This window comes from Pseudomonas sp. P4_B4 (genome assembly GCF_056402255.1).
This window is the reverse complement of sequence record NZ_JBFUHS010000014.1, coordinates 86,102-107,361: the sequence shown is the minus strand read 5'-3', so window position 1 is coordinate 107,361 and position 21,260 is coordinate 86,102. Positions and strand designations below refer to the sequence as shown.

Here is a 21,260-nt window from a genome sequence, read left to right as displayed (position 1 = left end):
TTGGGGGGGATATTTTTTTGCCACTACTGTTAAAAAAAGTCAGTGCCACTACGCAAAAAAATGTTCGAAGTCGAGTGAAACTAAAGTTAGAAAATTGGGCGATGTATTTTTGGCGCCATAAATATGGCGAAAAGGCGGGGAAGGTTGAAGTGAATCAAGGGTCGGCGCACGAGAGTTGTGGAGATCGTGCGCCGACTGGGTGCATCACTCTGGTGCGTGATCGCGCAGAAACACCAGATTGTCCGGTTTGGATTGTTCGGCGCTGTAGCGATAGCCTTGAACGTCGAACTGCTTGAGGGTGGCCGGGTCGTTGATGCGTTCTTCGATGACGAAGCGGCTCATCAAACCGCGGGCCTTTTTCGCGTAGAAGCTGATGATCTTGTACTGGCCGTTCTTCAGGTCCTTGAATTCGGTATTGATGATGCGCGCGTTCAAGGCGTTGCGCTTGACCGCCGAGAAGTACTCGTTGGACGCCAGGTTGAGCAGCACGTCATCGCCTTGATCGACCAGGGCTTCGTTCAGCCATTCGCTGATGCGCGTGCCCCAGAAGGCATACAAATCCTTGCCCCGGGCGTTGGCCAGCTTGGTGCCCATTTCCAGACGATAAGGTTGCATCAGGTCCAGCGGGCGCAGCAGGCCATAGAGGCCCGAGAGCATGCGCAGGTGTTTTTGCGCGTAATCGAAATCGGCTTCGCTGAGGGTTTGCGCATTCATGCCGGTGTACACGTCGCCCTTGAAGGCCAGCAGCGCCTGCTTGGCGTTTTCCGGGGTGAACGCGGGCGTCCAGCTGCCGAAACGCGCAGCGTTGAGCCCGCCGATCTTGTCGGAGACGTGCATCAACTCGCTGATTTGCGCGGGCGTCAGCTCGCGCAATTGCAGGATCAACTCCTGGGAGTGGTCGAGGTACTGCGGCTGGGTGAAGCGCTGGGTCGCCGGCGGTGTTTCATAGTCGAGGGTCTTGGCAGGTGAAATCACCATCAGCATGAAGTCGTCTCCTTTAATCGTGGCGGCGATTCTAGGGGGTTGTCCTCGTTGACTCCAGCTATGGCGTCCATAGGTGATGGCCGGTGGAGCACGGATTTTGTCTGGATGGGCTTCTGTGGCGAGGGAGCTTGCTCCCGCTCGAGCGCGAAGCGGTCGCAAAACCGGTAGTCGGGGTCTGGCTGAAGGAATGTGGTGACAGGTTTAGGTCTGCTTCGCAGCCCAGCGGGACGGTGCGGCGGTCCGACAAGCTCCCTCGCCACAGAAAGCATTCATGCCTCAGGAGGAGTGGGTGCCTTATCAGCTATAGTGCCGCGCGGGTTTTGTTATGGAGACATCCCATTGCGTATCGCTTTTCTCATCTCGATCTGGCTACTGAGCTTTGGCGCCATCGCGGCCCCGGGCGATGTGGCGACGCTCGATCGCAGCACCTGGCCGGAAAAACTCGGTAACCCGACGCTGTTCGACGTGGCGTCGAGGGCCGAGATCCTCATGTTTTCCAGTGTCCTGTTGGCCAGCGAGGCGCTGGATGAACCTGCCCTGGCCCAGCGCCTGGGCCTGCGCACGATCAATCTGGAGTCGGTCAACCGGGTTCGCCAACGTATGTGGCAACGGCTGCTGGGCAACTACAACTTCGCCCAACAGAGCTGCGATCAGGATGCCTCCTTCTGTTTTCTGGTCGAAGACATGCCCACCTTGCGCGAACAGGCCGCCAAGTTCCAGGTCGGCGCAGACAGCTACTACATCAAGTGGGCCGAGCCGAGCCGTGTGTTCCACACCCAGTACCTGGACGAACAGTTGCGCAAGGCCGCTTTGTTTCCGCAAACCAGCAGCGAAGTCGATCATTTTGGCGACTATGAGCGCAGCGGCGACGGAATGCATGACCGGCTGTTTCTGCTGACCTTCGACAGCGCTGCCAACGCCGCGCCGGATAACACCGCCTGGGTCGCCGAGTACCTGCGCAAGTCGAACCTGAGCGGGACATTCTTCGTCCTCGGCAAGGACATCCAGGCCCGTTTGGCCGAAGCTTCGGTGAGTAACCTGCAAGCGACCTACTCGAGCCAGTGCATCGGCGTACAAGGCTGGGAGTTCCGTTCCCACAGCCACTGGCAGGACTGGCAGGACTCGGTGCGCCGCAGCGCCGAACTGGTCAAGAGCAAGCTGCCGGAGAACTACGTGCCCCTGTTCCGTCCGCCCGATGGCCAGCGCCGTTCCGATGCCGAAGGCTTCTTCAAGACTCAGGGGCTGCAGGTAGCGTTGTGGGACATCGATGCCCAGGACGGTGCCGGCAAACTCAAGGGCAACCCGAGTGCGCAACGGGTGCTGACCCTCATGCTGCTGTGGCGGCACGGGGTGATCAATTTCAATGTGAAACAGGACGCAGTGAAAACGGCGTTGCCGTGGCTGGTCATGCAAACGGCGCCTGTCGGGATCGGCTGGGAGGATTGCCAGGATGCGTTTCGCTGAAAACGAAAAAACCCCGTAAACATTGGGTTTATGGCGATTTTGGAAGGGGATTCGTTGCAGGTGGACTTCCGACTGTAAACGGGTGATGGCAGTCCGCCAAGTGCTATTGGTCAATCTGCAAAATAAACTTCAAAAAAGCGTCAAAGTACTTTTTTCTGTCACACGTTTTGGAGTATTACGAAGACAGACCGCCGAAACCTGCAACACAGGTGGCGTCTCCCAAGACCCAGCTATGTATGCAGTTCACTTGAGTCCCCGCAGGTGAAGTTCGGTAGTCACTTCGAGGCGCAGCACCGTCAAGGTATTGCGTCGAATGGCTCCCACAAAGGTGACCGAGTATGGATGATCACGGACGTAGCTCTTCTTCCAACCAGCCAATCCTTTATGTACTCGATACCAACGTATTGATTCACGATCCAAACGCGCTGCTTAACTTCGAAGAACACCACGTCGCGATCCCGATGACCGTGCTTGAAGAGCTCGACAAGCTCAAGAGCGGGCATCACAGCGTAGCCGCCGAATGCCGCCAGGCCATCCGCCTGATCGACAAGACCCTGGGCGATGCCTCACCCGAGGACGTCGAGCAGGGTGTGCCGATCCAGCGTGGCAAAAGCGGACCCAAGGGTTTGCTGTCAATTCTGATGAGCAAGCATGCCGAGCCGAACCTGATTCTGCCCGAGCACCTGAACGACAACAAAATCATCAACCAACTGATCGACCTGCACGCGCGCGACCCGAAGAAGCCCGTGGTGCTGGTCACCAAAGACATCAACATGCGCCTCAAGGCGCGCGCCTGTGGGATCGCGGCCGAGGACTACAGCACCGACCAACTGGTCGATGACGTGTCCTTGCTGCCCAACGGCTACCACAACATGACCGGCTCTTTCTGGGACCGCGTGAGCAAGGTCGAAACCCGTCAAGACCACGGCCGCACCTGGCATCAGGTGCAGTTGATCGACAACCTGCCGGCGGTGCACGTCAACGAATTCATCATTGATGAGCAGGGCTTTGTCGGCTGGATCAAGGAGATTGAAGAGGACCGCTTGCTGATCCTCGACCTGCACCAGGAACCGCTGCTGCACCAGGAAGCCTGGGGCCTCAAGCCGCGTGATATCTATCAGAGCCTGGCGTTGTACGCCTTGCTCGATCCGGACATCCACCTGGTCAACCTGTCGGGTGCCGCGGGTTCGGGTAAAACCATCCTGGCGCTGGCCGCTGCGATCGAGCAGACCATGGTCAGCAAACGTTATCGCCGCATCATCGCCACCCGCAGCGTACAGGGCCTGGACCAGGAAATCGGCTTCCTGCCCGGCACCGAGGCGGAAAAAATGGAGCCGTGGCTGGGCGCCATCACCGACAACCTCGAAGCCTTGCACATGGATGACGAAAGCACCCATGGCAGCGTCGACTACATCCTCAGCAAAGTGCCATTGCAGTTCAAATCCCTCAACTACATCCGGGGCCGCAGCTTCCAGCAGAGCCTGATTTTGATCGACGAATGCCAGAACCTCACACCGCACCAGATGAAAACCATCATCACCCGTGCCGGCGCCGGTTCCAAAGTGGTGTGCCTGGGCAACCTGGCACAGATCGACACCCCTTACCTGTCCGCGACCAGCTCCGGGCTGACCTACCTCACCGAACGCTTCAAGGACTTCCCGAACGGGGTGCACATCACTCTGCAAGGGGTACCGCGCTCGATCCTGGCCGAATACGCCGAATCGCATCTGTAACTGTCCACCTGAACCGGGCGGCCGCAAGGTCGCCCGGTTTTTTGTACGCGACGTAAAGGCGCCCGTGCCTCAGGGCAGACCCAATACCGATGAATGTGTTTCTGCAAAGCCTGGGGCCGAAAGCAGTCTTATTTACAGAGATTGCGAAAAATAGCTCTTGAGGGTTTCCGTAAGAATTGATTGAGCGTTCAATACCTCTTGGGTCGGCTCAGGCTGTGAGCTACTGAACTTTTTTCGCGTCCAGCTGAAAAAGAAGGGGCCATCAATAATACGTTCACTGTGTTCCGCCAAATATAATTTGGTTACGGAGGCATACCTGGGGAAAACATGAAAATGTAGCTCATGATTGAGCTCGGAAATACGCATTATGTATATTTTCTCGGGAGAAAATAGAGTGTTTAAGGCTTGCTCCGTAAATGCCAAGCTTTTCATCAGTTCAGCACTTTCCGTCGAACTTAACTCTTCCAGTTTAAGTATCTTCCGCTTCAGAGCAATAATCATGTAGCCCGGGATGTCACAGTCCCGGCAGTGAGAGATTACGATGTGTTTTCCTGAGTAAATTGTCCGCGCTGACATGACTAGTCTCCCGTGTGCCACCATGGTTTACGTGTAGGGCCTGCCCCGTTGAGCTGCTGCCGGAGGTCAGTAGAAAAAAACCTAATGCGATACCTCAGTACTGAAATTTTTAGAATCGTTAGCTTTGTTGGTCAGTTTTTCTCGAATTAACAAATCGGTCTAACATTCAGTTGTAGGAAGTTTCATAGCGGGCCATGAGTGCGTACTTACGGAAAATTCTCACGTCGAAATTTGTTATAAAATAATCAGTAACTTACCGGCTGGTGCACCAATTAAATCTGATCGGTGATGGCAGAAAAAGCGAATGCTCAGTAGGCTTTTGTTACATTTTTTTCTGTTGTTTTGTATGACTTTAATTTGTGTTTTTAAAACTTAATAAGGAATCGCATCTGAAACTGTCCACCGAGTCCGGGCATATGAGGAACCTGTGGGAGCGAGCTTGCTCGCGATGACGGTGTGTCAGTCGACATCTCGGGTTAATGACAGGCCGCTATCGCGAGCAAGCTCGCTCCCACATTGGTTTGTGGTGGGCCGACAATCGTGCGTGCGGAAATCTGACCCGCAGGTTTACAATCGACGCTCCTGATCAGGAGTAATCCCGTGCTGACTCATCTCGATTCCCAAGGTCGCGCCAACATGGTCGACGTCACCGAAAAAGCCGTGACATTCCGTGAGGCGACCGCTCAAGCGCTGGTGCGCATGCTGCCCGAAACCCTGCAGATGATCGTCAGTGGCGGCCACCCCAAGGGTGATGTGTTTGCCGTGGCGCGCATTGCCGGCATTCAGGCGGCGAAGAAGACCAGCGATCTGATTCCCCTGTGCCATCCGCTGATGCTGACCGGCGTCAAGGTCGAGCTCAGTGCCGAAGGCGACGATTCGGTGCGCATCGTGGCGCGCTGCAAGCTGTCCGGGCAGACCGGCGTCGAGATGGAAGCCTTGACCGCCGCCAGTGTCGCCGCCCTGACGATCTACGACATGTGCAAGGCCGTGGACCGTGGCATGACCATCGAAAGCGTGCGTCTGCTGGAGAAGGTCGGCGGCAAGAGCGGACATTTCCAGGCGGAGCAGCCATGAACGTTACCGTGAAGTTTTTCGCCCGTTATCGTGAAGCGCTGGGTCTGGACTCGGTGAAAGTAGAAGGCAACTTCGCCACCGTTGACGACGTCCGCGCACTGTTGGCCCAACGTGACGGTGCCGAGGTGTTGAGCGAGCAAAACCTGATGTGCGCCCGCAATGAAGACCTGTGCCAGCTCGACGAGCCGGTCAGCGAGGGCGATGAAGTGGCGTTCTTTCCGACTGTGACCGGAGGCTGAGCCATGGCGATTCGCGTGCAGTCCACCGCGTTCGACCCGGGTGCCGAAGTCAATGCCATGCACGATGCCAATGTCGGCGTGGGTGCGGTGGTGAGTTTTGTCGGCTACGTGCGCGACTTCAATGACGGTCTCGATGTCGCCGGGATGTTCCTCGAACACTATCCGGGCATGACCGAAAAGGCCCTCGGCAAGATTGCCATCGAGGCCGAGCAGCGCTGGCCGCTGCTCAAACTGGAAGTGCTGCACCGCATCGGCGCCCTGGAACCGGGCGAGCCGATTGTCTTCGTCGGCGCGGCCAGCGCTCATCGTCAGGCGGCATTCGACGCCTGTGCCTTTGTCATGGATTACCTGAAAACACGTGCGCCGTTCTGGAAGAAAGAAAACACCAGTGACGGGCCGCGTTGGGTCGAGGGTCGTGACAGTGATCATGCGGCGGCGGATCGCTGGAAGCAGTAATTCCTGCGGCGTCTCTGATTAAGCCATCGCGAGCAGGCTCGCTCCTACAGTAGATCTGTGTTCACAGTTCAAATGTAGGAGCGAGCCTGCTCGCGATGGCGTCATCTGCACCACTAAAAATCTTGATGATTCACCACCCGACCATCGGCCGGTACGGGCTGCATTTGCCTCATTGACGATTTATACATAAAAGTCCAGTATGGAATTATAAGTACAAAAAAAGGTTTCCACCCGTTTCAGCTTTTTCTTCTGTCTTGCCAAACCAACAACAACCGCGAGAAAACGAACATGAAGAAGTTCCCCCTCATCACCGGTCTGGCCCTGAGCCTGTTGGCGTGCAGCTCTGTGTTCGCCGCCGAGAAAACCTTGCGCATCGGTATCGAAGCGGCGTATCCGCCGTTCGCCTCGAAAACCGACAAAGGCGAAATCGTCGGTTTTGACTATGACATCGGCAATGCCCTGTGCGCGCAGATGAAGGCCAAGTGTGTGTGGGTCGAAGGCGAGTTCGACGGTCTGATTCCTTCCCTGAAGGTGAAGAAAATCGACATGGCGCTGTCGTCCATGACCATCAATGAAGACCGCAAGAAGTCGGTGGATTTCACCCACAAGTACTATTTCACTTCGTCGCGTCTGGTGATGAAGGATGGCGCGGTGGTGGATGACCAGTACGCCAGCCTCAAGGGCAAGACTGTCGGTGTGCAGCGCGCCACCACCACCGACCGTTACGCCACCGAGGTGTTCGAGCCCAAGGGCATCAACGTCAAGCGCTACAGCAACAACGAAGAAATCTACATGGACCTGGCCGCCGGTCGCCTCGACGCGATTTTTGCCGACACCATTCCACTGAATGACTTCCTGTCGATGCCGCGTGGCAAGGGTTACGCCTTTGCCGGGCCGGAGCTGAAAGATCCGAAATATGTGGGCGAGGGTGCGGGGATTGCGGTGCGCAAGGGCAACACCGAACTGGTCAGCGAGCTGAACACGGCCATTGATGGCATTCGCGTCAGTGGTGAGTACCAGAAGATTTCGGACAAGTATTTCAAGTCCGACATTTACGGCGACTAATCAATCGCTTTCGCGAGCAGGCTCGCTCCTACAGGGTACGGTGTACACCGATCCATTGTAGGAGCGAGCCTGCTCGCGATGGCGTCGGATCAAACAACTCAAGTCTCAGGGCCTAGCCCTTCAATTCCTTCAAATGCTTGTACACCGTCGCCCGACCCATGTTCAGTACATTGGCCACGTAGTTCGATGCGCTTTTGCCCTTGAACGCGCCTTCGGCGTGCAACGCCAGCACCAGTTCACGCTTGTGGTCGCGAGTCAGCAGATTCAGGCTCAACTGCCGTTCGCGCAGCCAGGCGTGGAGGAAGGTGTTGATCCGCTCCTGCCAGTCATCGCGAAACAGTGAGTCCGGTTGCGGGATCAGCTTGGTCGGCGACAGGAACAGGTCCAGGGCGGCCTTGGCATTTTCGAACAACGAAATATTCAGGTTGATGCACAGCACCGCCAGTGGATGACCCCCGCTGTCCCGTAGCACGGTGCTGAGGCTGCGAATCTTCTGACCATCCCAGTTGAGCTTTTCGTACGGCCCGATGTTTCGTTCGCTGACATCGTCGCTGAGCATGTCTTCCAGCGCCGAGTCGTCGCCGATTTCCCGCTTGGACAGGTTGTTGGCGATGTAGTCGACCTTTTGCGTGCGCAGGTCGTGCAGCACCACTTCGGCGTGGGGGAAAAACAACGTGGCGATGGCGTCGGCAATCGCGTGGAAGTTATCCAGGGACGTGTCGTCCAGGGCCGAGTCTTTTTCGGGGGCGTTCATACAGTGGAGCTCCAGGCAGCGTCAGCGCCCCATCAAAGGGGCGCTGAAAGTGTGCCGTAATCGTGTGGGTACGTCACCTGAGGATCAGGATCAGCCGAGGCGGGCAGGGGAGAGCATTTCGGCATTCAGGCCGAAATAGCTGAGCGACTCGGGCAGCGCGGCACCGCGCACCAGTGCTGCGCTGGCCTGACCCATGGCCGGCGAGGTCTGGATGCCATAACCGCCTTGTGCCGCAACCCAGAATAGCCCCGGTACCTGTGGATCGAAGCCGGACAGCAAGTCGCCGTCGCTGACGAAGCTGCGCAGGCCGGCCCAGGTGCGGGTCGGGCGGCGAATGGTCAGGGTCGTGGCTTCTTCGATCTGGTAGATGCCCATGGCGATGTCCAGTTCTTCGGGCTGCACGTCGTGGGGTTCCACCGGATCGGCGTTGGCCGGCGAGCCGAGGAACATCCCGGCGTCGGGTTTCATGTAGAAGGATTCGTCGAGGCTGACCAGCATCGGCCAATGATGGATGTCCACGCCTTCGGGGCCGGCGAAGATGAAAGCGGCACGGCGTTTGGGTTGCAGGCCCAGGGGCTTGGCGCCAGCCAGTTCGCCGATCTTGTCGGCCCAGGCGCCGGCGGCGTTGATGATGATCGGCGCGCTGAAGGTCTGGCTGCCGGTCTGGACGTGCCATGTTCCTTGGTCGTCGCGGCTCAGGCTGACGACTTCGCTGTCGGTATGCACTTCGCCCTGGTTGCGGCGGATACCGCGCAAATAGCCCTGGTGCAGGGCATCGGTGTCGATGTCGCTGGCGGTCGGGTCGTAGATGGCGCCGTGGACCTTTTCCCGGCGCAAGACCGGCACCAACGCGCAAGCCTCGTCGACGCCGAGCAATTGCATCTCCGGCACCGTGGTTTTTGCGCTCTGGTATTGCCTGTTCAGTTCGTCCGGGTCACCGGTCAGGTCCACGGTCATTTCACCGCGCGGGGTCAGCAGCGGGTGCTCGCAGAAACCGCTGGGCGGGTTGTCGAAAAAGTCCCGGCTGGCCAGGGTCAACGCCCGCACTTGCGGGGTGCCGTAGGCGGCGGTGTATAGCGCCGCCGAACGGCCGGTGGAGTGATAGGCCGGATGGGATTCGCGTTCGAGCACGATCACGCGGCCGTGCTGCGACAGCCAGAAACCCGTGGAAGCACCGGCAATCCCGCCGCCGATGATGATGAAATCTGCCTGGCTCATGAACGTCTCCTGTAAAGCACAATGCCGGAATTATGGTGATCCCCTGTAGGGGCCGAGATGTCAGCGGGACAGGCGATAGATCGCATTGGCCAGCGCAATGTCTTCCAGGCCCAGGCCGATGGAGCGGAAAAACACATGGCGATCGTAATCAGGGCGCAGGACTTTTTCGCTGAGCAGGTCGGCCAGGTCGCCGACAATCGCGCCCTTGTCCCAGCCGTGCTGCTCGGCGGCGATCAGCATTTCACCGGCCGAGCCCGGGGTCGTCAGGCGATAGTCACAGAACACCTGCATGTCGTTGAGGCTTTGCGGCGGCACTTCATGGGCACGCGGTGCGTTGGTGCTGATGGAGGTGATCAGCGCCGGTTTGCGCAAGCTCGATGGATCGATCACCGGACCGGCGGACGAGGTGCAAAGCATGATCACGTCGGCGTCCTGAACGGCAGCTTCGCGACTGTCGACGATGTTCAGGCGTGGCTCGATGTTTTTCAGCCGGCTCACGGTTTCGGCGTCTTCGCTCAGGCTCGGCGAGTACAGGCTGATGCTCTGCCAGTCGCGCAGGCCTTTCACATAGTGCAGGTGCGCCTGGGCCACTTTGCCGCTGCCGATAATGGCCAGGCGAATGGCTGTGAGTGGCGCGAGGGCATCGACCGCTACGGCGGTGGTCGCAGCGGTGCGCGCTGTGGTCAGTTCGCCGGCATCGCACAGCAATAGCGGCTGACCGGTCTGCATCGACATCAGCAGCGTCCACGCCGTCACCAGCGGCCCTTGTTCACGGACGATGTATGGCGACGTCTTGATCCCGTACACACCGTCTTCAGCCAACACGCCCAGGTAGTTGATGAAATCGCCGGCGCCCTGTGGAAACTCCACCAGTTGTTGCGCCGGTTGTACGGCCTGCCCGGCGGCCAGGTCGCGGAACAGTTTGCGCAGGATCTGCGGCACATCGACCTGCGCCAGTAGCTCGCGAGCCTGGGCTTGAGGGATCACTTGGGGCGTGCTGGACATGGTCGGCTCCGGAGTTGAAAGTAAACTAATTTGTCCATTATGGACTTTTAGATATCTCAGGCAATATCCGGGCGAAAAAAAAGCGCAGTCCGTTGCCGGCTGCGCTTGTCTTTTCAGCGTCGCTTAATGCGGGCGCTTGCGTTCAACGGCCCGCAACAGATGCGTCGGTGGTGTTTCACAGCTGATCTTGCGCCCCAGCTTTTCCTCGATGGACGGTAGCTGGTAGGAGTCGTCTTCACCCGCAAAGCTGATGGACACGCCGTCGGCGCCAGCACGACCGGTACGACCGATGCGGTGCACGTAGTCGTCCGGCACTTCCGGCAAGGTGAAGTTGATCACGTGGCTGATGCCGTCGATGTGGATGCCGCGACCGGCCACGTCGGTGGCGACCAATACGCGGATCTTGCCTTCGCGGAAGCCTTCGAGGGTCTTGATGCGCTTGTGCTGCGGCACGTCGCCGGACAGTTGCGCGGCGTTGATGCCGTCACGCACCAGGCGTTCTTCGATGCGTCGCACTTCATCCTTGCGGTTGGCGAAGACGATGACACGCTCCCAACCATTGTCGTTGACCAGGTTGTAGAGCAGTTTGTACTTGTCGGCACCGGCCACCGCGTAGATGTGCTGCTCGACGTTTTCGTTGGCCACGTTCTGCGACTCGATCTCGACGATCGACGGGTCGGTGGTCCATTGCTTGGCCAGGTTCATCACGTCTTCGGTGAAGGTCGCGGAGAACAGCAGCGTCTGGCGCTCGGACTTCGGAGGCGTCTGGCGAATGATCTGGCGCACTTGCGGGATGAAGCCCATGTCGAGCATGCGGTCGGCTTCGTCGAGCACCATCACTTCGACCATGTCCAGATGCACGTCGCCGCGCTGGTTGAAGTCCAGCAGGCGGCCCGGTGTGGCCACGAGGATGTCGCAGTGGCGGGCTTCGAGGTGCTTGAGCTGCTTGTCGAAGTCCATGCCACCGACGAACGTCATGACGTTGAGGCCGGTGTACTTGGTCAGGTCGGCGGCGTCCTTGGCGATCTGCACCACCAGTTCGCGGGTTGGCGCGATGATCAGTGCCCGTGGCTCACCCATGTAGCGCTCTTTCGGCGGTGGGGTTTGCAGCAACTGGGTGATGATCGAGACCAGGAACGCAGCGGTTTTGCCGGTACCGGTCTGGGCACGGCCGATGGCGTCTTTGCCCGCGAGGGTGAAGCCCAGCACCTGGGCCTGGATCGGCGTGCAATACGGGAAGCCCAGGTCCTGGATGGCGTGCATCAGTTCCGGGGCGAGTTTGAAATCGTGGAAGCGGGTTTTGCCTTCCTGGGGTTCGACGACGAAGTCTTCGAGTTTCCATGGGATGACCGGCGCCTTGGGCTTGGGTTCGCGACGCGGTTTGGCGGGTTTCGGCGTTTCGCTGAGCGGCTGCTCCGGGGCTGTTATCGCCGCAGGCTGGGCAACTTTTGCGGTCTTTGGCTCATGCTTGGGTGCCGCGGCGGTGGCGGCTCGTTCAGACTGATTACCGTCGGTGCGGTGGCCGGGAGCGTGAGACGCAGGGCTGGGAACTGGCGCGAGTTGCTCAGTCTCGCTTTTACCGAACATTTTCTTGAGTGCTTTGAGCACGGTCATCTCATCAATTGATTAAGGAATGTACGCCGGCCAGTGTAATGCAAGAATCGGGCGCGGCGTAGTAGGATGGATCAAAGGGCACTTTTAAACAGGAATGCTTAACGCAAACGCTCGGCGAGCCAGACGCCGATGTCGCGAATTTCTTCGGGTAACACTTCGTGACCCATTGGGTATTCCTGCCATGTCACGGTGACACCACGCAGCTTCAAATGCTCGTAGGCGCTGCGCCCCATCGAGTTTTGCACCACGTCGTCGTACTGGCCGTGCATCGACAGCACCGGAATCCGCTGCTGGCTGGCGGACAGTTGCAGTTCGTCGCTGAAGGTCGGTGCATAAGTAGAAAGGGCAACTACGCCACCCAGTGGTCCCTGCCATTTCAGAAACGCGGTGTGGAAAACCACGGCGCCGCCCTGGGAAAAACCTGCCAGGAAGATCCGCGAGGCGTCTATTCCGCTGGCTCGCTGCACTTCGATCAATTCAATGACGCGATCTGCCGACACTTCCAGTTGCTCGCGGTTGATCGCGCGCGCCGGGCTCATGGCCAGGATGTCGTACCAGCTCGGCATCTCGTAGCCGCCGTTGATAGTGACAGGGCGGTGCGGTGCCTGCGGGAGAACGAAGCGGGTACTCAGCAAGGTTTCCTGCAGCGCTTCGGCCACCGGCAGGAAGTCGTAGCGATCGGCGCCCAGGCCGTGCAGCCATATAACGCAGGCGTCTGCGGTCTTTACGGGCTGAAGAATCAAGGGCTCGGTCATGTCTGCTCCAATGTTGTGCGTGCGCGCACATATAAGTGCGTGATCAAAGTGCGCGTCAGGTTGATCCGTTAAGAAAGTGTCGCAAGCGTACAAGTTTTGCTATTGACCTGCAGCTGAACCGCTTCGGTGAGCGGTGTGGTACGGGCTTTGCTATGGAGAAACGGTGCAACACATCTCGCGCCCGGCGGTAACACTATCAGTGTACTGCCGACTGTGGGATAGCAATGAATCCGGTGATGGATGTTCGCCAAGGGCCGCTACGGGGCTTCGCGAACGTGAAAGGGCTACAGCCCGTTCGGCCGACTGGTGAGAGTGAGTTTTCCATGACGTGGATTTTCTCCTACTAGACTCATAGCTAACGTCTTACGTCGGTTGATCCCAAAACAAGCCAACACGGGTCGACTACGCCTCAAAAGGGTGCGACAGGACTCACGCTCCGACACAACAAGAGCAAAACTGGAGGTTTGAATGAAGATGTTGAAATCCACCCTGGCTATCGTGACTGCAGCCGCGGTACTCGGTGTCAGCGGGTTTGCCCAGGCGGGCGCAACCCTGGATGCAGTGATGAAGAAAGGTTTCGTGCAGTGTGGCGTCAGCGATGGCCTGCCAGGCTTTTCGGTTCCGGATTCCACCGGCAAGATCGTGGGTATCGATGCTGACTACTGCCGTGCAGTAGCGGCTGCTGTCTTCGGCGACGCGACCAAGGTCAAGTTCAGCCAGTTGAACGCCAAGGAGCGCTTCACCGCGCTGCAATCCGGCGAAATCGACATTCTGTCGCGCAACACCACCATGACCAGCTCCCGTGACGCGGGCATGGGCCTGAAATTCCCGGGCTTCATTACCTACTACGACGGTATCGGCTTCCTGGTAAACAACAAGCTGGGCGTCAAGAGCGCCAAGGAACTGGACGGTGCAACCATCTGCATCCAGGCCGGTACCACCACCGAACTGAACGTTTCCGACTACTTCCGCGGCAACGGCCTGAAATACACCCCGATCACCTTCGACACCTCCGACGAAAGCGCCAAGTCGCTGGAATCCGGTCGTTGCGACGTACTGACCTCCGACAAATCCCAGCTGTTCGCCCAGCGCAGCAAGCTGGCTTCGCCGAAGGACTACGTGGTTCTGCCGGAAACCATTTCCAAGGAGCCTTTGGGCCCGGTCGTGCGTAATGGCGACGACGAGTGGCTGGCCATCGTGCGCTGGACTGGCTACGCCATGCTCAACGCTGAAGAAGCCGGCATCACTTCGAAGAACGTCGAAGCCGAAGCCAAGGGCACCAAGAACCCTGACGTTGCCCGTCTGCTGGGTACCGACGGTGAATACGGCAAAGACCTGAAAGTGAAGAAAGACTGGGTCGTGCAGATCATCAAGCAAGTCGGTAACTACGGCGAAGTGTTCGAGAAAAACCTCGGCAAGGGCACTCCGCTGGAAATCGACCGCGGGCTGAACGCTCTGTGGAACGCTGGCGGCATTCAATACGCACCACCAGTGCGCTGATGGTTCTATCACCCGGTGGGCCAACCACCGGGTGATGTTCTGTTCCATTATTTCCGGGGCACTTCATGCAAAATTCAATCGGCGCACCAAAGCAGAGGCTCAGCCTCAGCGATCCGAAAGTGCGTGCGTGGCTATTCCAGATCATCACCATTGTGGCGGTGGTCTCGATGGGCTGGTATCTGTTCGATAACACGCAGACCAACCTTCAGCACCGGGGCATTACCTCGGGCTTCAGTTTTCTGGAGCGCAGTGCCGGTTTCGGCATCGCTCAACACCTGATCGACTACACCGAATCGGACACCTATGCCCGAGTGTTTGTCATCGGCCTGCTCAACACGCTGCTGGTGACCTTCATCGGCGTCATCCTGGCGACGATCCTCGGGTTCATCGTCGGCGTGTCACGGCTGTCGAAGAACTGGATCATTGCCAAGCTGGCGACGGTGTACGTGGAGGTTTTCCGTAACATCCCGCCGCTGCTGCAGATCCTGTTCTGGTACTTCGCGGTGTTCCTGACCATGCCGGGGCCGCGCAACAGCCATAACTTCGGCGACACCTTCTTTGTCAGCGCCCGTGGCCTGAACATGCCGGCGGCGCTGATGGCGGACGGCTTCTGGCCGTTTGTGGCCAGCGTTGTAGTCGCCATCATCGCCATCGTGCTGATGAGCCGCTGGGCCACCAAGCGCTTTGAAGCCACCGGTGTGCCGTTCCACAAGTTCTGGGTTGGCCTGGCGTTGTTCCTGGTGATCCCGACACTGGGCGCACTGATCTTCGGCGCGCCGCTGCACTGGGAAATGCCGAAACTGCAAGGCTTCAACTTCGTCGGTGGCTGGGTGCTGATCCCGGAACTGCTGGCGCTGACGCTGGCCCTCACCGTGTACACCGCGGCGTTCATCGCCGAGATCGTACGTTCGGGCATCAAGTCGGTCAGCCACGGCCAGACCGAAGCGGCGCACTCACTCGGCCTGCGCAACGGTCCGACCCTGCGCAAGGTGATTATCCCGCAAGCCCTGCGCGTGATCATCCCGCCGCTGACCAGCCAATACCTGAACCTGGCGAAGAACTCCTCGCTGGCGGCCGGTATCGGTTATCCGGAAATGGTCTCGCTGTTTGCCGGTACGGTGCTGAACCAGACCGGTCAGGCGATCGAGGTGATTGCCATCACCATGAGCGTGTACCTGGCGATCAGTATCAGCATTTCCCTGCTGATGAACTGGTACAACAAGCGCATTGCGCTGATCGAGCGGTAAGGAATAGCGCATGAGTACTCATACTTTCAAACCTGACATGCCGCCACCGAGCAAAGTCTTTGGGCCGGTGGCGTGGATGCGCGCGAACATGTTCTCCAGCTGGCTCAACACCCTGCTGACCCTGTTTGCCTTCTACCTCATCTACCTGGTGGTGCCGCCGATCCTGCAGTGGGCCATCCTCGACGCCAACTGGGTCGGCACGACCCGCGCCGACTGCACCAAGGAAGGCGCCTGCTGGGTGTTCATCCAACAGCGTTTCGGCCAGTTCATGTATGGCTATTACCCGCCGGAACTGCGCTGGCGTGTGGACCTGACGGTGTGGCTGGCGATCGTCGGCGTGGCGCCGTTGTTCATCTCCCGCTTTCACCATAAAGCGGTGTACGGGCTGAGCTTCCTGGTGCTGTACCCGATCTTTGCCTACTTCCTGTTGCACGGTGGCATCTTCGGCCTGACCAACGTGGCGACCAGCCAGTGGGGCGGCCTGATGCTGACCCTGGTGATCGCCACCGTCGGCATCGCCGGTGCGCTGCCGCTGGGGATTGTCCTGGCTCTGGGCCGTCGTTCGAACATGCCGGCGATTCGCGTGGTCTGCGTGACCTTCATCGAGTTCTGGCGCGGCGTGCCGTTGATCACGGTGCTGTTCATGTCCTCGGTGATGCTGCCGTTGTTCCTGCCTGAAGGCATGAACTTCGACAAGCTGCTGCGGGCGTTGATCGGCGTGATCCTGTTCCAGTCGGCCTACGTGGCTGAAGTGGTGCGCGGCGGTCTGCAAGCGATTCCAAAAGGTCAGTACGAAGCGGCGGCGGCGATGGGCCTGGGTTACTGGCGCAGCATGGGTCTGGTGATTCTGCCGCAAGCCCTGAAGCTGGTGATCCCCGGCATCGTCAACACCTTCATTGCGCTGTTCAAGGACACGAGCCTGGTGATCATCATCGGCCTGTTCGACCTGCTCAACAGCGTCAAGCAAGCCGCCGCCGACCCGAAATGGCTGGGCATGGCCACCGAAGGCTATGTGTTCGCCGCCCTGGTGTTCTGGATTTTCTGTTTTGGTATGTCGCGCTATTCCATGCATCTGGAACGCAAGCTCGACACTGGCCACAAGCGCTAAGTCGCTACCTAATTTAGGAAGTTTTGTGATGAGCGAAGCAATCAAACAGCCTGTGAGCCCTGAAGGCATTATTCAGATGCAGGGCGTGAACAAGTGGTACGGTCAGTTTCACGTACTCAAGGACATCAATCTCAACGTCAAGCAGGGCGAGCGTATCGTCTTGTGCGGCCCGTCGGGTTCCGGCAAATCCACCACCATCCGCTGCCTCAACCGTCTGGAAGAGCACCAGCAGGGCCGTATCGTGGTCGATGGCGTGGAACTGACCAACGACCTCAAGCAGATCGAAGCGATCCGCCGCGAAGTCGGCATGGTGTTCCAGCACTTCAACCTGTTCCCGCACCTGACCATCCTGCAGAACTGCACCCTGGCGCCGATGTGGGTGCGCAAGATGCCTAAGCGCAAGGCCGAGGAAATTGCCATGCACTACCTGGAACGCGTACGCATTCCGGAGCAGGCGCATAAATTCCCGGGGCAACTGTCCGGCGGTCAGCAACAGCGTGTGGCCATTGCCCGCGCACTGTGCATGAAACCGAAAATCATGCTGTTCGACGAGCCGACCTCGGCACTCGACCCGGAGATGGTGAAAGAGGTACTGGACACCATGATCGGCCTGGCCGAAGACGGCATGACCATGCTCTGCGTGACCCACGAAATGGGCTTCGCCCGCACCGTGGCCAACCGCGTGATCTTCATGGACAAGGGCGAAATCGTCGAGCAGGCGGCGCCGAACGACTTCTTCGACAAGCCGCAGAATGAACGCACCAAGCTGTTCCTGAGCCAGATCCTGCATTGATCGAACCCAGGCACTGAAATAAACCCGGACCGAGTGCCGGGTTTATTTTTGCCTGGAATTCAAGCTTTTCTGTGGCGAGGGAGCTTGCTCCCGTTGGGCTGCGTAGCGGCCCTAAGGTCTTCAAGATCATGGACAATTGTGAGTGCTGCGCACTCAAGCGGGAGCAAGCTCCCTCGCCACAATTGTCTTATTCGTTGCGACTTTGTAGTTGCCCAGCGGAAAGATGCTGACTAACATGTCAGAAAATTCATCCTATGATTGGATGAAAGGGCGAATTCCATGTCAGACATCTCTCCATTAGTAAAACGATCCCTGGTTGATCAAGCCCTGGACCAACTGCGCTTGCGCATCAACCAAGGCGTTTGGGTCGTGGGCCAGCGTTTGCCTACCGAGCCTGAGTTGTCCGCCGAGCTGGGCATCAGCCGCAACACCGTGCGCGAAGCCATGCGGGTGTTGGCATTTTCCGGGTTGATCGAAATCCGTCAGGGTGACGGCAGTTACCTGCGGGCAGTGGTCGATCCGCTCGATACCTTGAAGGCGCTGTCCCGTTGCTCCCTTGAGCAGGCCCGGGAAACCCGGCACATCCTAGAAGTCGAGGCCATTGGCCTGGCGGCAGTGCGCCGTACCGACGAAGACCTGGTGGCATTGCGCGAGGCGCTGGGTGTCAGTGGCAGCCACTATCACGGCGATCTTGATACCTACATCGCCTGCGATCTGGTGTTTCACCGCCGTCTGGTGGACGCCGCGCACAACCCGACCCTCAGCGAGTTGTATCGCTATTTCTCCAGCATCGTCGGCGCGCAATTGCGCCAGACCCTGAACATCGTCCCGCGCCGCCAGGAAGTGTTCGACCTGCACATCGAGTTGCTCGATGCCGTCGAACAACGCGACCCGGAACGGGCCAAAGCCCTGTCGAGGCAGTTGATCAATGAACCTTGAAACCGAGAAGTCCATACACCGCAGTGATTTATCCACAGCCCTAAAACGCTCGGCAGAGCTGGAAGAGCTGCTGATCGACGCCGAGGCTGATGACGAACAGGTCCAGCAAGCCCACCCGGTTCTGCGCCGGCCGTGGCTGTTGCTGCTGGGCCTGATTCTGGTGGCGCTGAACCTGCGCCCGGCGCTGTCGAGCATGGCGCCGATGCTCAGCGAGGTGTCGAAGTCCCTTGGCTTGTCGGCGTCCGCGGCGGGATTGCTGACCACGTTGCCGGTGCTTTGCCTGGGTCTGTTTGCGCCGTTGGCACCCGTGCTGGCGCGGCGATTTGGTGCGGAGCGGGTGGTGCTGGGCATTCTTCTGACTCTGGCGGGCGGGATCATCCTGCGCAGTTCGCTCGGTGAAATCGGCCTGTTTGCCGGCAGCGTGCTGGCCGGTGCCAGCATTGGCGTGATCGGCGTGTTGCTGCCAGGCATCGTCAAGCGCGATTTCCCGAAACAGGCCGGGACCATGACCGGGGTCTACACCATGGCCCTGTGTCTGGGCGCGGCGATGGCGGCGGGTGCGACCGTGCCGCTGAGCGAGCATTTCGACAAGAGCTGGGCGATGGGCCTCGGCTTCTGGGTCATTCCGGCATTGGCGGCCGCGCTGTTCTGGTTGCCGCAAGTCGGCCAGAAACACGGTGCGCACAACGTTGCCTATCGCGTTCGGGGATTGCTGCGCGATCCGCTGGCCTGGCAAGTGACCTTGTACATGGGCTTGCAATCGTCTCTGGCCTACATCGTGTTCGGCTGGTTGCCGTCGATCCTGATCGGGCGCGGCCTGACCCCGACCCAGGCTGGGCTGGTGCTGTCGGGTTCTGTGATGGTGCAACTGGTCAGCTCCCTCGCCGCGCCATGGCTGGCGACGCGTGGCAAGGACCAGCGGCTGGCGATTGTGATCGTGATGGTGCTGACCCTCGGTGGCTTGTTCGGTTGCCTGTATGCACCGATCGAAGGCTTATGGGGCTGGGCGATCGTGCTGGGGTTGGGACAGGGCGCCACGTTCAGCTTGGCATTGACGCTGATCGTGCTGCGCTCGCGGGACTCCCACGTCGCGGCGAATCTGTCGAGCATGGCCCAGGGCTTCGGTTACACCCTGGCGTCCATGGGGCCGTTCGCGGTCGGTATCGTGCATGACTGGACCGGCGGCTGGACGGCCGTGGGCTGGATTTTTGGCGTCATTGGCCTCGGTGCGATCATCGCCGGGCTCGGTGCCGGGCGGGCGCTGTATGTGCAGGTCAGCAGTGAGAAAATTTAATCGCGATGCACGCCTATAAATAGAGAACCTCCAGGGTCGCCGAGCCATCGAGTGTTGCATCGTCACTCAAGTCCAGGGTTGAGGTGGCGGCAATGACCGTGACGAGAGTAACCCGACTGCTCAGGTTCAGAATCGCGACAGGACCCGCAGTGCTGCCCGCCACATCGGTGAAGCCCAGATAACTTTTGGCGCTGATCGGTATGGGGCTGGACCTGGATGTACTCCACGCCCGCCCATTGGTGGTGGAATCGGTTCGATACACTTGAGGCAGAGCGTCCACTACGGTGTTGGCGGGATCGAAGTGCAGTGAATACAGACCGATCCTGTTGCCGCTGCGGTCGAACTCCAGGCCATAGTAGATCCCACTGTCGACGATGGCCGAGCCTTCCCGGTTGTCCTGCATGAGCAATGCGAAACGGGCAGGTGTCGTGCAGCTGATGTTGAGGTCGAGGGATTCGTCACGCAGTTGCGTCCTTTTGTCGACGTTCAGGTCTTGCCGGGAGATTATTCCGTAGTCGACAACGCCGTTGTTGGAAAAAATCGGGGTGCAGGCGACCGGGGTGATGATGCCGTTGACAGTCAAATCAGCGGTAGACGCCGCCAGGGCGCAAGTCACCGTACTCATCAACAGCGCTGCGGTCAGGGTTAAAGGCATACGCTTCATCGGTAAATTCCTTTTTGAGAAGAAGGTATAGGTGCTGAACCGCTTGTTCATACAGGCAACGAACGGTTCAGCGTCTTGGTCCTTAGAGGTACTTCACTTCGAACGTCGCGGAGCCGTCAATGTCGAGGTCGCCGTTCAGCGTCAGCTGGTCAGCACGGATGATGTAGGTTTCGACCTTAAAGTCCACGGTGACAAGCTTTGCATCGATCGGTGTAGTACCGCCACTAGTGGCGGCAGCGGACAACCAGTATCCCGGTTTAGCAGCGTCTGTTGTCGCCCAAGTGACTCCGCTGTCGTTTGACTCGATAGGATAAACCGTGTCTGCATCTGCAGTGACTGTCTGAATTAGTGGGATAAAGTATCCCACCGGTTCTCCGTCGTTCAGGCCAAGGCCAAACCCGTCACCAATTCCTGAACCGCTTCTATTGTCGATTGCAATGATGGCGAAGCCGGTAGATCCATCGCAGTCCATGGTCAATGTAATATCATGATCGTCAAGCTTGGTGTTCTCGTCCTTTTTAAGCTCATGATACGAGATCGATCCCAAGTCAATGACACCTCCACTGGAGAGTGTCGGCGTGCAAGCGGCTGGCGTGATGACGCCGCTGACCGTCAGGTCAGTGCTCGGCCCTGCGAGAGCAAAAGGAGCGACGCTGATCAGTGCCGTTGTGGTGAGTGCTGCGAAGTACTTTTTCATAGATGAAACTTCCTTTCTGTTATTGACCTTGAATGGCCCAGGGCGCGTGATTGCACTTCGGGTTCAACAAGGCAGGGTGGG

Annotated in this window: 21 protein-coding genes; 12 read left to right on the top strand and 9 right to left on the bottom strand. The window is 58.7% G+C overall.

All coding sequences use genetic code 11. The features are described 5' to 3' along the window. Positions 1 to 204: 204 nt before the first annotated feature. Positions 205 to 984, bottom strand: coding sequence for a peroxide stress protein YaaA (yaaA, locus tag AC1DVE_RS16530; protein WP_057713390.1), 780 nt, complete (start codon positions 982 to 984; stop codon positions 205 to 207). A gap of 339 nt (positions 985 to 1,323) precedes the next feature. Between yaaA and AC1DVE_RS16525 the strand changes: the two genes are divergently transcribed. Beyond that, positions 1,324 to 2,448, top strand: coding sequence for a polysaccharide deacetylase family protein (locus tag AC1DVE_RS16525; RefSeq protein ID WP_477784050.1), 1,125 nt, complete (start codon positions 1,324 to 1,326; stop codon positions 2,446 to 2,448). Positions 2,449 to 2,786: 338 nt separating this feature from the next. After that, positions 2,787 to 4,181 (top strand): PhoH family protein, encoded by a 1,395-nt coding sequence (locus AC1DVE_RS16520; protein ID WP_007993255.1) that lies wholly within the window; start codon positions 2,787 to 2,789, stop codon positions 4,179 to 4,181. A gap of 132 nt (positions 4,182 to 4,313) precedes the next feature. On the opposite strand, the gene AC1DVE_RS16515 is transcribed toward AC1DVE_RS16520, so the two are convergent. Then, complete coding sequence (locus AC1DVE_RS16515; RefSeq protein ID WP_411741611.1) at positions 4,314 to 4,757, bottom strand: HIT family protein; 444 nt, start codon at positions 4,755 to 4,757, stop codon at positions 4,314 to 4,316. Positions 4,758 to 5,357: 600 nt separating this feature from the next. Here AC1DVE_RS16515 and moaC point away from each other — a divergent pair. The 4 genes from moaC (at position 5,358) to AC1DVE_RS16495 (ending at position 7,591) form a co-directional block, all read left to right on the top strand. Then, positions 5,358 to 5,831, top strand: a complete 474-nt coding sequence (gene moaC / locus AC1DVE_RS16510) for a cyclic pyranopterin monophosphate synthase MoaC (RefSeq protein WP_007972660.1) — start codon at positions 5,358 to 5,360, stop codon at positions 5,829 to 5,831. Next, a complete protein-coding gene (moaD, locus tag AC1DVE_RS16505) occupies positions 5,828 to 6,070 on the top strand; it encodes a molybdopterin converting factor subunit 1 (protein ID WP_075945584.1) in 243 nt (80 codons plus the stop codon). Before moaC ends, moaD begins: the two co-directional genes overlap by 4 nt. A 3-nt stretch (positions 6,071 to 6,073) precedes the next feature. Next, on the top strand, positions 6,074 to 6,526 hold the full coding sequence (gene moaE / locus AC1DVE_RS16500; RefSeq protein WP_007989960.1) for a molybdopterin synthase catalytic subunit MoaE: 453 nt from the start codon (positions 6,074 to 6,076) through the stop codon (positions 6,524 to 6,526). Between the two features lie 288 nt (positions 6,527 to 6,814). Further along, positions 6,815 to 7,591: an ABC transporter substrate-binding protein gene (locus tag AC1DVE_RS16495; protein ID WP_223459756.1), complete on the top strand. Its 777-nt coding sequence runs from the start codon at positions 6,815 to 6,817 to the stop codon at positions 7,589 to 7,591. 112 nt (positions 7,592 to 7,703) lie between these two features. On the opposite strand, the gene AC1DVE_RS16490 is transcribed toward AC1DVE_RS16495, so the two are convergent. The 5 genes from AC1DVE_RS16490 to AC1DVE_RS16470 form a co-directional block, all read right to left on the bottom strand. Further along, a complete protein-coding gene (locus tag AC1DVE_RS16490; protein ID WP_223459754.1) occupies positions 7,704 to 8,345 on the bottom strand; it encodes a helix-turn-helix transcriptional regulator in 642 nt (213 codons plus the stop codon). Positions 8,346 to 8,435: 90 nt separating this feature from the next. Further along, positions 8,436 to 9,563 (bottom strand): NAD(P)/FAD-dependent oxidoreductase, encoded by a 1,128-nt coding sequence (locus tag AC1DVE_RS16485; RefSeq protein ID WP_477784049.1) that lies wholly within the window; start codon positions 9,561 to 9,563, stop codon positions 8,436 to 8,438. A 60-nt stretch (positions 9,564 to 9,623) separates the two neighbouring features. Beyond that, positions 9,624 to 10,568 carry an ornithine cyclodeaminase family protein gene (locus tag AC1DVE_RS16480; RefSeq protein ID WP_477784048.1) on the bottom strand — a complete coding sequence of 315 codons (945 nt, stop codon included), beginning with the start codon at positions 10,566 to 10,568 and terminating at the stop codon, positions 9,624 to 9,626. Between the two features lie 123 nt (positions 10,569 to 10,691). After that, positions 10,692 to 12,182 (bottom strand): ATP-dependent RNA helicase RhlB, encoded by a 1,491-nt coding sequence (rhlB, locus tag AC1DVE_RS16475; RefSeq protein ID WP_223459748.1) that lies wholly within the window; start codon positions 12,180 to 12,182, stop codon positions 10,692 to 10,694. 98 nt (positions 12,183 to 12,280) lie between these two features. Further along, complete coding sequence (locus tag AC1DVE_RS16470) at positions 12,281 to 12,937, bottom strand: alpha/beta hydrolase (RefSeq protein WP_223459746.1); 657 nt, start codon at positions 12,935 to 12,937, stop codon at positions 12,281 to 12,283. Positions 12,938 to 13,405: 468 nt separating this feature from the next. Here AC1DVE_RS16470 and AC1DVE_RS16465 point away from each other — a divergent pair, with 468 nt between their 5' ends. From AC1DVE_RS16465 to AC1DVE_RS16440, 6 genes are all read left to right on the top strand, one after another. Further along, on the top strand, positions 13,406 to 14,437 hold the full coding sequence (locus AC1DVE_RS16465; protein WP_046041975.1) for an amino acid ABC transporter substrate-binding protein: 1,032 nt from the start codon (positions 13,406 to 13,408) through the stop codon (positions 14,435 to 14,437). Positions 14,438 to 14,502: 65 nt separating this feature from the next. After that, entirely contained in the window at positions 14,503 to 15,684 is a 1,182-nt protein-coding gene (locus AC1DVE_RS16460) for an amino acid ABC transporter permease (protein WP_223459744.1), read from the top strand. A 10-nt stretch (positions 15,685 to 15,694) separates the two neighbouring features. After that, a complete protein-coding gene (locus tag AC1DVE_RS16455; RefSeq protein ID WP_477784047.1) occupies positions 15,695 to 16,792 on the top strand; it encodes an amino acid ABC transporter permease in 1,098 nt (365 codons plus the stop codon). A 28-nt stretch (positions 16,793 to 16,820) separates the two neighbouring features. Beyond that, positions 16,821 to 17,585 (top strand): amino acid ABC transporter ATP-binding protein, encoded by a 765-nt coding sequence (locus AC1DVE_RS16450; protein WP_223459741.1) that lies wholly within the window; start codon positions 16,821 to 16,823, stop codon positions 17,583 to 17,585. A 279-nt stretch (positions 17,586 to 17,864) separates the two neighbouring features. Beyond that, entirely contained in the window at positions 17,865 to 18,524 is a 660-nt protein-coding gene (locus AC1DVE_RS16445) for a FadR/GntR family transcriptional regulator (RefSeq protein ID WP_223459739.1), read from the top strand. Next, complete coding sequence (locus AC1DVE_RS16440) at positions 18,514 to 19,818, top strand: CynX/NimT family MFS transporter (RefSeq protein ID WP_223532214.1); 1,305 nt, start codon at positions 18,514 to 18,516, stop codon at positions 19,816 to 19,818. Before AC1DVE_RS16445 ends, AC1DVE_RS16440 begins: the two co-directional genes overlap by 11 nt. A gap of 13 nt (positions 19,819 to 19,831) precedes the next feature. Here AC1DVE_RS16440 and AC1DVE_RS16435 read toward each other — a convergent pair whose 3' ends face one another. Next, entirely contained in the window at positions 19,832 to 20,482 is a 651-nt protein-coding gene (locus tag AC1DVE_RS16435) for a DUF1120 domain-containing protein (protein ID WP_223459735.1), read from the bottom strand. An 82-nt stretch (positions 20,483 to 20,564) separates the two neighbouring features. Continuing rightward, on the bottom strand, positions 20,565 to 21,179 hold the full coding sequence (locus AC1DVE_RS16430; RefSeq protein ID WP_223459734.1) for a DUF1120 domain-containing protein: 615 nt from the start codon (positions 21,177 to 21,179) through the stop codon (positions 20,565 to 20,567). Positions 21,180 to 21,260: the final 81 nt, after the last annotated feature.